Annotated in this window: 10 protein-coding genes; 3 read left to right on the forward strand and 7 right to left on the reverse strand. The window is 41.2% G+C overall.

The window, feature by feature from the left end; all coding sequences use genetic code 11:
* Nucleotides 1–268: 268 nt before the first annotated feature.
* Nucleotides 269–1,192: a hypothetical protein gene (locus tag L5M28_RS12060; protein ID WP_028760379.1), complete on the forward strand. Its 924-nt coding sequence runs from the start codon at nucleotides 269–271 to the stop codon at nucleotides 1,190–1,192.
* Nucleotides 1,193–1,366: 174 nt separating this feature from the next.
* On the opposite strand, the gene L5M28_RS12065 is transcribed toward L5M28_RS12060, so the two are convergent.
* Nucleotides 1,367–3,631 (reverse strand): TonB-dependent receptor, encoded by a 2,265-nt coding sequence (locus tag L5M28_RS12065; RefSeq protein ID WP_263196014.1) that lies wholly within the window; start codon nucleotides 3,629–3,631, stop codon nucleotides 1,367–1,369.
* Between the two features lie 211 nt (nucleotides 3,632–3,842).
* Here L5M28_RS12065 and L5M28_RS12070 point away from each other — a divergent pair, with 211 nt between their 5' ends.
* Nucleotides 3,843–4,304 (forward strand): Fur family transcriptional regulator, encoded by a 462-nt coding sequence (locus L5M28_RS12070; protein WP_263196013.1) that lies wholly within the window; start codon nucleotides 3,843–3,845, stop codon nucleotides 4,302–4,304.
* A gap of 340 nt (nucleotides 4,305–4,644) precedes the next feature.
* Here L5M28_RS12070 and L5M28_RS12075 read toward each other — a convergent pair whose 3' ends face one another.
* The 6 genes from L5M28_RS12075 to catB form a co-directional block, all read right to left on the reverse strand.
* The gene (locus L5M28_RS12075; RefSeq protein WP_263196012.1) at nucleotides 4,645–4,863 is read right to left on the reverse strand and encodes an Arm DNA-binding domain-containing protein; all 219 of its coding nucleotides are present in this window, start codon (nucleotides 4,861–4,863) and stop codon (nucleotides 4,645–4,647) included.
* A 954-nt stretch (nucleotides 4,864–5,817) separates the two neighbouring features.
* Nucleotides 5,818–6,558, reverse strand: coding sequence for a carbonic anhydrase (locus L5M28_RS12080; protein ID WP_263196010.1), 741 nt, complete (start codon nucleotides 6,556–6,558; stop codon nucleotides 5,818–5,820).
* A 1,507-nt stretch (nucleotides 6,559–8,065) separates the two neighbouring features.
* Nucleotides 8,066–8,581 (reverse strand): hypothetical protein, encoded by a 516-nt coding sequence (locus L5M28_RS12085; RefSeq protein WP_263196009.1) that lies wholly within the window; start codon nucleotides 8,579–8,581, stop codon nucleotides 8,066–8,068.
* Between the two features lie 76 nt (nucleotides 8,582–8,657).
* Nucleotides 8,658–9,434: a hypothetical protein gene (locus tag L5M28_RS12090; protein ID WP_263196008.1), complete on the reverse strand. Its 777-nt coding sequence runs from the start codon at nucleotides 9,432–9,434 to the stop codon at nucleotides 8,658–8,660.
* An 84-nt stretch (nucleotides 9,435–9,518) separates the two neighbouring features.
* Nucleotides 9,519–9,983, reverse strand: coding sequence for a DUF2846 domain-containing protein (locus L5M28_RS12095; RefSeq protein ID WP_198572236.1), 465 nt, complete (start codon nucleotides 9,981–9,983; stop codon nucleotides 9,519–9,521).
* A 109-nt stretch (nucleotides 9,984–10,092) separates the two neighbouring features.
* Complete coding sequence (gene catB, locus L5M28_RS12100) at nucleotides 10,093–10,725, reverse strand: type B chloramphenicol O-acetyltransferase (protein WP_198572235.1); 633 nt, start codon at nucleotides 10,723–10,725, stop codon at nucleotides 10,093–10,095.
* A 333-nt stretch (nucleotides 10,726–11,058) separates the two neighbouring features.
* Here catB and L5M28_RS12105 point away from each other — a divergent pair.
* Nucleotides 11,059–11,230 (forward strand): transposase (locus L5M28_RS12105; protein WP_263148087.1); only part of this gene is annotated, 172 nt, incomplete at its 3' end.

The following is an 11,230-nucleotide window of genomic DNA, read 5'->3' on the forward strand; positions in this document are numbered from 1 at the left end:
TACAAACACGTTTATGCATATATAACGTAAAGCCATATTAAAAATACTATGGCCAAACAACATAAGGACTTTAAAATATTCTGCGAGCCACTCGCACCCAGTGCCAACACCGTTGGGCTGTCTAAATTGATTTACAACTCACATAAACCCAAACTAAAAAAATGTATCATTTACGCTTATCATCTGTTTCTTTATCCCGCAAGCCATCTAGGCTACTGCTAAAATAAGCACACCGAATCAATTTCAACCTCTAGCAATGAGTTTATTGATGGATAATTTACAGCGACTGGGCATTATTTTTTGTATTCTTTCCCTGTGGGTCTTGGCAAACATACCCGTCACTTATGCTAATGATCAATTCATTATCAATCAGTCAGAATCCAAGCTTGATCACAGATATCAGTATACTTATGACCTTTTACAATTAGTTATTGATGCAACCAAAGCCGATTTTGGTGAAGCATCACTGCAAGTATCAGATCTAATAATGAGTCGAAATCGTATCTTCAGAGCATTACAAGAGGGTGAAACCATCAATGTTATTGCAGAAGCCTCTAACCTACAGTGGAATAAACAGCTTATTCCAATAAAAATTCCTATTAGAAAAGGCATTCAGGGATTTAGAATTTTTATTATTAAAAAGGAAAATGTACCTAGGTTAGCCCAAATCACCTCGCTAGCGCAGTTAACTGCTCTTGATACTGGTTCAGGTAGCCAATGGTCAACTAAAGTTGCCATGCAACAAGCAGGATTTAAGATTATAGAAAGCAATCAATATGACAGTTTATTTAATATGTTATCAAAAGGACGGTTTATAACATTTGGCCGCGGAGTGAATGAAGTCTTTCAAGAGGTTGAGCAGTTTAATCAACAATATCCAGATCTCGTTGTTGATGAAAGCATTATGCTACATATTCCACTAGCGACATATTATTATGTTTCACCTAACAAACCTCGCTTAGCTCAGCGAATACAAATTGGTCTCCAGAGAATTATCGATAATGGTCAATTTGACCAGTTATTTTATCAACGCCATTGCGATTTTTTGATAAAAAGTAAATTGAATCAACGATTAGTTTTTAAAATTGACAATCCTTTTATATCTGAATCAGAAATGACTTCCATTGTCGGTAAAGATTTCTTACTCAATCCAATGGATGACTTTTCCATATTATGTAAGAAATATCATTGAATAGGCTTCATCAGATAAACGCTTTGGGTCCGTCATGACTTAAAAGCATCTCTCGGAAAATGGGATAAAAAACAGCAAGTCGCGGCTTGAATTGAAGAAGGTTAGATTTTTGGCCTTGGGTATCTAGAAATCAAACGAAAACCTTCAAGGCCATTAGCCTTGAAGGAAACTTTTTTAGAATTGTACTCTGACACCAATAGCCGCTGAGCGACCTGGCATAGGGGATAAATGCCTTAGGAAACTGTTATGTGGGCGCGCATCTACATCGGTAAGATTATCTAAGCTTAGGTAGATTTGAGTCGGCACTTTCGAAATGACTTGATCTAAAGTGATATTGGCTCCGAGCAAAGCATAAGATTCAGAGGGCCTCTCAAATCTGCTAACGTCACCTTGTGAATGATAGCGAACATAATCGATGGACACAGTAAGCGCATCATACTGCCAATTTAGTGCAGTGCCTGTTTTGGATTGTGGTGTTCGAGGTATTGAAGTGCCTTCTAACCTGCGGCGAAAGTATTCGTCCCGCTCACCAGCGAGAGGTGGACGAGTACTAAAGATGTCGTAACTACCATCGTATTGATATCGAGGAGTATTTCTCACTCTGTCAGTAAATGCGCTAAGCTCAAAAACTCCCCACCTTTGCCACGGGAAGGTATAGATAGCTTGTACCTCTAACCCTTGATTGTTTGTATCTGCTTGGCGCCATTCACGAACATAAGTACCATTACGCTCGATGCCTGTACTACCAAGATAAATAAAATCATTGAATTGATTTTGATACCAACTTGCCATTAGCTGTAAATCGGCGATTTTAGCGGTGGTATTTATTTCAAAGGAGTGATTAATTTCCTTTTTAAGATTTGAGCTGCCCTGTTCTTCAATTAACAGAGCATAGTGTGGGTTACTGGCGTAAAGCTCATTCATTTCAGGAGCACGCTCGGCATGAACGTAATTGACTCGTGTTGACCAATTTTGCAATATGTCCCATTGCAGTGATCCTGAGTAGCTTTGGAGATAAAAATTTCTATCTTTAACATTCGCTCCTGAGCCTCGGCCTACCTTGTACCCCTCTGCGTTTACTTGGTGCTTAATCGCATCATAACGACCTCCAAACTCAAAAGTAACCGGACCAAAGTGCAGGGTTTGTAGCGTATAGGCTGCATAGTTTTGACTATCGACATCAGGCATGTAATTGTCATAGCCCTCCCCTTTATAGGCTTTAGTGTCGTACTGCAATCCTAAGACACCATCGAAGTTTGATGTCCAACTATGATAGAGCTTAGGGCTAATGACCCAAGAGGTAAGTTCGAATTGGTTGACGGATACCTCTGCCATATGCTCATCATCGACTTGATTCGAATAGGCGCCATCGAGGCTAAATGATTTTATCCAATTGTCATCCCAGTTTTCGACATACTTCATATCTACGCGATCACCACGGGAGAAAATTCGAATATTACCCCGTTGATCAAAATCCACTGGTGCGCTGCTGCCACGACGCATGAATCCCGGAATACCGCGATGAGTGTCCGTATAACCATAAGCCAAACCCAAAAGACGTTGTTGGCCAGTGTAGCTTCCGCCTGCCGAGAATGATGATGTGTGGTGGCTGCTGTTAAGCACAGTGCCATTACTGTCTATTGAGTAGTCGGTGATAATTTGTTGTTCTAGAGGTGTAGCATCTTCATAGCGTTTTAACTGATTGTTCATCTGCCACACAGGTTGCGCATATTTGATTTGGCATAGATCGGCAAACTGTGCAGCACCTACGACTTTTGACCACGTTTTACAATCGCTGTCTTTAGAATATCCAGGGATATCGTAGTCACCACGGTCTTTGTTGATCATATTCAGCGCAAAGTTAAAAGATTCATTCCCTGCGGTAAGTTTTGCCAGTGCGGTACTTGTACTATTGAAGCCAGCTTTCACTTCAGCGCGACTGTTAAACCCATTGATTGGGCTCAATGGAATACGACCATCTTGGAGATCAACAATGCCTGCCATCGCTTGCCCACCATAGGCAATCACAGCTGTAGGACCTTTAATGACCAAGATACTGTCAGCAAGAAAGGGCTCGATGGGGATGTATTGCTCCTCACTCACCGACGACATATCCTCAACTTGAGTTCCATTGAGCAACATTTTAACCCTGTTTCCACCAAACCCACGGATTTGTGGCCTACCCGATGAGCTACCAAAAAAACCACTGTCTACCCCCGGTAATTGGCTTAAAGTTTCTCCTAAGGTATCGGCTTTACGATTATTAAGTTCATCGCCGCTGAGTTCGATTTTACTGGCTTGTATTCTTTGACTTAGTGGTTTTTCTAAAGCATGCCCAGTGACATTGATACGTTCAATAGGTTCTGCTGAAACAGCTAAAGTGCCAACACCTAATAACAGAAGGTATTTGTGGAAGTTCATTTTGTGGGTCGTCTCCATATAATTACTGCCAAAAATGATATGTTATAACGTATCATAATGTATCAGTCGAGTTCAATATGAATGAAAGTAAATTAAGTTACTGATTGTAAATGGCAATCAGAACAGCACTCGGTATGGTGATTGATGATTGCTAACAAAGATTGTCATTAGAAGGGGTAGATCAGGTAAACTGTGCAAGTATGATCATTTCAAAAAAATTGGCAGTTCTATGACAGGAAAAAATCTTGATTTACTGCGTGAAGCAGTGAAAAAGTGTGAAGAAAAAGGCATCAATCTTACCAGTAAGCGCAAAAAAGTACTTATCGTATTACAGGATCATGATATTCCTTTGTCTGCCTATGAAATTGCCGATGTGTTAAAACAAAGTTTGGGCGAGAGTTTACCCATAATGTCTATCTATCGCATGTTGGATTTCTTAGTACAGGAACAATTAGTGCATAAGTTATTAACGGTGAATAAGTATATTGCCTGCCATCATGTATGCGATCATCACATTCACAATCAATTTTTAATTTGTAATACTTGTCAAAAAGTCACGGAGATAGCATTGCCCACTGCTCTTGTTGAACAGTTACAGTTGAATGTTAGCCAAGCAGAATTTACCTTATCGAGCCCACAGCTTGAATTAGCGGGTTGGTGTCATGAATGTCAGCAGCAACATAATAGTTAAGTTAAGTTATGTACATTAACTAATTTGGAACGCTATTTATCATGGTTGCTGAACTTATCCCATACTCACAGTAACGCTATAAATCCCCCAGCCACCGACATTCTGGTCGATAATGTCCGTCTAAAATCGTGGATATGCCAGTCTTGGTTTAATATCGCGGACCAGCTCATTAATGAAAGCAACATTACCCGGTCGCTTGCCGTGGGAAAGCGCCATGGCGAGTGATATAAGTTCCACTGTTCTTATAATATCTCGAGTAAAGCAGAACTGATCGGCCTTCGAATGTGTTAAGCGGTTTCCAAAACGTATGGGGATCTATAATATTTACCCATGAATTTAGTCACGCAGGGACCAGCTTACGTGCGTCAGCAAGTCCTAAATCCGGGTAGAGACCAAAGGTTAAGTACCCTGATGGATTATCAATCCTAAATCGATACTGCCATGTTATAGTCCCTGCAGGGGTAATACGAACGCTTAAGCCGTCGCGGTCTGCAAGCTCTGGTTTCTCTAAATATGGTTTGCCGTTTATTGCACGTAACCAATTGTCATATAAAGACATTTTAATTACCCTGTATACATGTGATTTTAGCTAATCTGACGCAGAACCCAATATATACAGATTATGTACTCACATCGAAGAGCTGCATACTAAATTGATGTGAATGACAACGAATCCAATTAAAGCAATTTAACTACTGATAACATGAAGTTAAATGCTTTAGAGAACGAAAATAAATGAAGATGAAAGATGATAAAGCTGGGTCAATATTTTAGCACGACTACGGAAACATGTAAGATTAACCATTAATTTATAATAAATATATGTACAAATTTCGTTTAAGAACCTTCCAATATCACAGCTGCTAAACAACAAAATCACTTCTAAATTCAATACTATTTTTAATTGCAAAAAATGTTGTCTAATTATGTTTATCTATTAAAAAGTGGTGTGTATGACAAGTGCTTAAGAACTTCCGGCTCAATACTTCTGATTACTTTAGCAGAGTGTTCTAATTCTAAATTAAGCTCAGACCAACCATCAGTGCTCATAAACTCTACAAGTAAATAACAAATCCTAGGTGTAACGGCTCACAATCGAAATCCCTTGTGCTCGCAATTAGCACAATCTTCGGCTCAGATTAAGTGACAATAAAATCTTACTGAGCTCACATTAAGTGATAGACAGATGACGGTCAGCTTTATTGGTAGTGCTTAATTTCAATGCAGTGTTCAGTTCACAATAGTGTTCTGTCGCGCAGAGTTTGCGTCAGCAAGGCGAGCTCCTGATCTTTGCTTCAAACCCGAGCATAACCGTAAAAGGCCATTGTTATTAAAAATGTCTCGTTAGGCTTTATATGAGGAAAACATAACATCCGAATGAGACAGAAAAACCGCCTCATTTGGATGTATGCTTTAGGTATACTCAAAACATACATTAGCATCAGAGATAAAATTTAATAATCTCTTAGTAGAGTGCGAGGCAGACTTTTAGGGCTAGGGACTTATGTTGCCGTTATACCTCGAAAAACTCAATCTTACCGCCAGTAAGGTGATACATACTACCAACGATTTTAATTTTATTCTGGTCTTCCAGCTGTTTCAGTACCGGGCTGTTTTTGCGGATATTCTCGATAGTCAGTTCAACATTTTTCCTTGCCACAGCATCGACAAAATCGTAATTACTCCCTTTACGCTCTCCGGTGTACTCGGTTTTTTCAATAGCAGGTTTAATTTCATTCAGCAGGCCCGTCAGGTTGCCTAGTTCTGCATTATCAATAGCGCCACGTATCGCACCACAGCGGGTATGCCCCATAACCAGCACCAATTTCGCACCAGCAAGAGCACAGGCGAATTCCATACTGCCCAATATATCGCGATTACTGATATTACCCGCAACACGGGAATTGAACGTTTCGCCGATCCCCGCATCCAGCACAATTTCCGCTAGCGCACGTGAGTCAATGCAGCTAAGGATCACTGCAGCAGGATACTGACCCGTAATACTGTTGCGTTTCTGCGCCAAATAATCATGTTTCGCCGTGCGATTCTCCCGGAAGCGCAGATTGCCCTGCTTAAAATGTTCAATCACAGCCTCAGGTGTCATGCCATCACGTTCTTCTTTACTGAGGGATGCCGCAAAAGAGATAGAGGGCACAGATAAGGCCGCCAGCCCTGTTACCGAAAGGGCCGAGACAGCAAGTGTTTGTTTCAGGATTGTCCGGCGTGAGGGTTGAGCCGGTTGGTTATTTTTCATAATGTTCTGCAGTCCAGTTTGTTGAGTTAACAAAGGTTGTTGCGATAGTACTGTTAAACAAATCACAGCTTCAACCTAATGATAGTGAAGGCCCAGTCAATGCGATTAAATACGGGCGGCAGGGTTACAGGTATGGCGTTTTTTATTTGCAGTTATTGTGAGCCAGAAGCAATGGATAGCTAGCCCGTGGGATTTCGATTGTGAGCCTCCACACTTAAGTTCTTCCACTGATGCCTGTAACATTCCTAATAAACAAAATATTCCAAAATTTGTATGAATACGATTATCGAAAATTTCTTCATATGCTGCCTATAATTTCGTAGATCAACTACTACCTCAAGTCTAACAAAGCTAAGAAAAAGGGCGCATAAAGCAAAGATCAAAGATCAAAGGATCACAAAATCGATCTGTCGAAGTTGGTATATCCGAGCACACCTATTTTTTGAACTCCTTAGAAAATACGAATAATAAGCAAATAAAATCAATCTCATAAATAGCGTTCAAAATTATGAACGCCCCCTACAAGCCTGCAAATAAAACAGCAACCAAGCCCTCTAAAATCCTCATATGTAGTGAAGCACTGCGTGTCACCGAACCCGCAATCAACCGCGCCAGAAGGTCCAGTGATGATAATGACTCGCATCTACATAGAGTTGATAGTGATTCTCATCACCATAAGGTGTCGCGTTCGGCTTCAATCAAACCGTGAGCATCGGCGAGACACAAAATCCGACCATCTGAAAATCTAAATTCATCACAATTGCACATGATCATCGCTCCATTCCTATACATGCAAGATAACTAATATAGGTAAAGAGAACGAGCCTGGCACTCGGCTAAAGTAAGCCTAGGCCTAGACAGCTACTGTTCACCTAAAACAGTCTAAAACCTTGGCTTTTACCCTCTTCACCCTATCGCCAACAATTAACACAAAAGCAACAAATGCACACTATTGCATCCTCCACTAGGGTTGATGCAATGACTCATCTGTAGCCTTACTGCTGCATGGGCTAGAGTGCTCCCAACTTTTTGAGGCTATCTAGGGATTATCTAGGCACATCGAAAAACGGTTGAACCATATTGGTGCAACACACTGAACAACACCCATTGAATAGAAACATATAAATAACAATTCAGATTAAGGCAGCATGAGCCTAAAAACGCGTTCAATCACCCAGAAACAGTGTGCAGATCATCCCAGTTCACCTGCTTTCGATGACTACAAACGGGGAGCGGATAACGCCTTCGCAGGATGAGGCCGCGACCGAAACAGTGAGCCGAATAGAAGGATCCATTTAGGCGCCATCAATTCACCCAGAACTGCCAAAAAACTCACCTTTTGCCCTACCCTTTACACCCTTCAAGCATTAACACAAAAGCAACAAAAGCGCGCCGTTGCATACTCCTTTAGGGTTGCTGCTGCATGGATTTGAGTGCTCCCAACTTTTTAAGGAGATCTAGGGATTATCTAGACCGCATGAACGAAGCTTCGAACCAAACTGAAGTATTAGGGTTGCTCGGTGCATTTTTCTGTAGTGAGCCATACCATTGCGCCGTAAATTGGTTGCCCTGTTGTCTTTGTTTGAATATGAAACTTTTCAAAACTCGTTGAGGTAATACGCTCGCATCTTGAGCCATCTGTTAACGCAGAATTTAGACTTTTAACCATTGAGGTTGCTAGTATCGCTTCCTTAAATGCATCTCGCAGAGCTATGATTTTTGGATTATGCATATTCCCAGCAGAGGCTAATGCCTCGGCTTGTAAGCGTGGATATTTCGCCTCTAAATATTTGTGCAGCTCAGCCTGCATCTTCTCGTCTTTTTCTGTTGGAAAAAACCTAAAATGCTCGATCCAGACACCTTTAGGTATTGAGTTTATAGCAAGTGGTAAAGAATACTCACCTGAAGGTTTTTTTGTAAGTACTGCCCATTCATCTTTTTGAATGTAGACATCCCACATTGTGTCACTCTCCAAACATAAGGCTGGGTAAAGCATGCTCAATAATAGAAAAAGTACTTTCATAGTTCTGACACCTAACGTCCAAATAATGGGCTAAAACATGTGGGCTAAACTTGATCGGAGCGAAAGCCCATATGTTTTATTCCTTATAAATTTGCTTGTTAAGTAGATTTTCATCAAGCTGGATTTCCAAGTTATTCATAAGCTCATCAGTAAGCTTTTGATGTTCATCTTTACTTACATAATTAGTTTGACCTTGGATATTAGCAGTCAATTGGTTTGTAATTTCTCCATAGACTTTAATTAGTCTGGCTTTTAATAAAGCTATATTTTCGCTCGTCATTGAGTTTTTAAGAGCAAATGGCTTGCTTTTGCTCATTGGTCCATAATTGCCTTCCCAAATTGCATTTCCGGACTCAGATTTTAATGTGGCTTTGAGCTGAGGAACAAAAATCAGACCTTTTTCATTGGAAAATATAATGCACCATGGCTCAAGTGTTATTACTTGATTTTTTATATTAGAGTTTAAGTGAATTGACTTTATTTCTGATATTAACTCAGAGTGTGAATTTAACGAATCCAATAGAATTCTAGCCAAATCAAAATTTTCTTTTAGCTCAGTTTCCAAGCGCCCTTCTAAGTTTTTTTCATTTAATAAATCAGATGCTAATACGCCTAAAATGCCTAAATATAGACCAATATCATCAGAAGACTCAGACCAATTAGCGACTACAAAACCTGTATCTTCAATTCTTCTATCGCCTGGAGCTAAGCTAAGATCACTCCATTTGATATTCAAAACATCTAGTTTTATTTCTTTGGCGGACTCAATGGGAATGGCTCCGCCTTTTGGGGTAGATTGGCAACCCATAGTGAAGAGGGATAAGGTAATTATGATGAAATACTTGAGGTACACTCTGAGTTATCCTTGTCTACCTAACGCCGCAAGCGGCGAGCGTAAGCGAGTCCAGCACCTAAGGTGCGATGCTGACTTGCCTTGTTAGTTATTTTTCGTTTCACGCAACTCTTGCGTTGCAGTTTCTGGATTAACCAATCCAAGCGAGTAATTACCAGAAATACTGGCTACCCCCCCAAGATAAGCTGAGTTAGCAAGCTCTGCAGTTAAGCGAACAAAATAAGTGTTATTGGCTTGAGCATCGAAAGAGATTTGCAATGGTCCTGCACGCCAGTTGGACATAATACCGCCCTCTTTAACTGCGATTATCGTATTGCCTGGATTAAGGTCCAATATATGAAAGCCGCCATTACTGATTTCAAAACCATCTACCCCATTTATCTGTACCATAGGAGCAGCGGCGCCATCCAGCATGGCCCAAGGACGATAAAAATACACTTTAGCTTTATTTACCTCAGGCGCTTCCGTTTGAGTAAATTTGGGGCCTGTAGCACTACAACCAGTAAGAGACGCAATCATAACTAACAAAAAAATAAATTTCTTAAACATCTACAAAGCTCCATCTCTACGAAAACTAACACCCGGCCTTGGGGCGGACTTGTAGTCGCGAAGCGGCAGAAAGCCTTCCCAGCACCGAAGGGGTGACAACGGCCGTTCTTTAGGCACTTGAACGTTGCCAAATACGGTAAAGGCCTTCGATGTCAGACGAACACAAAAAAGGCATTGCTTCTTTAATTTGCTCCAACGGCCAATCCCACCACTGCATCTCCAGTAACATTGAAATTTGATGTTCTGAGAACCGCTTTCTTATCGCTTTTGCCGGGTTTCCGCCAACAATCGCGTAAGGCTCTACATCTTTGGTCACCAAAGCCCGGCTACCAATCACTGCTCCATGACCGACCTTTACTCCGGGCATAATCATTGCCTCCGAACCGATCCACACGTCGTTTCCTATAACGGTATCACCTGCACTTAGGAAAGCATCAGCTGATTCCGAAAATGCAGGCTCTTCATTCATGTAGAAGAAAGGGAATGATGTAACCCAATCATGCCGGTGCCCTTGATTGCCAGCCATGATAAAGGATGAGCCTGTTCCTATGGAGCAAAAGCTTCCAATAATTAATTTATCAACGTCATCGCGATCTGGCAGGAGGTAGCGGGCGCATTCATCAAATGAATGTCCATGGTAATAGCCTGAATAGTAGCTATAACGACCTACCTTGATATTCGGGTTCTTAATCTGTTCAGTGAGAGGTTTACCCTTAAACGGACTCTCAAAATAATTTTTCATATAATTTTATACCAAAATTTCAGAGCGACATTGCGGCCTAACGCTGATGGCAACCAGCGTAGGAGGGCAGCGGAGGGCACCAAAAGCGCCACGCTTTTGGCGGCCGGTTGACCGACTAGTTATGTGCCGGTGACACACTTAAGCTCCTTAACGACCATTTTATGCTGGGAGTCAGATGCTGATAAATTCGCAGCGTCTTGAAACATCGCCCTCTCTAGAAACCAATCATCTGCTATCGACACTACCGTGGATAGCTCTTTGTAGTGGCACACTAATTTTGGCCACCTAAATAGAGGTGATATTATTACCTCGTAGATGACTTTAGGTGAACACATGAGATCGACAACCAGAAAAACATTTAGTGCTGAATTCAAACTTGAAGCAGCCCAATTAGTCCTCGATAAAAACCATAGCATCATCGAAGCTGCAAAGGCGATGAACGTAGGTAAGTCCACTATGGATAAATGGGTGAGACAGTTAAAACTAGAACGCCAGGGTGGCACAC

Source organism: Shewanella sp. SW32, from assembly GCF_025653365.1.
Taxonomy (GTDB): Bacteria; Pseudomonadota; Gammaproteobacteria; order Enterobacterales; family Shewanellaceae; genus Shewanella; species Shewanella oncorhynchi.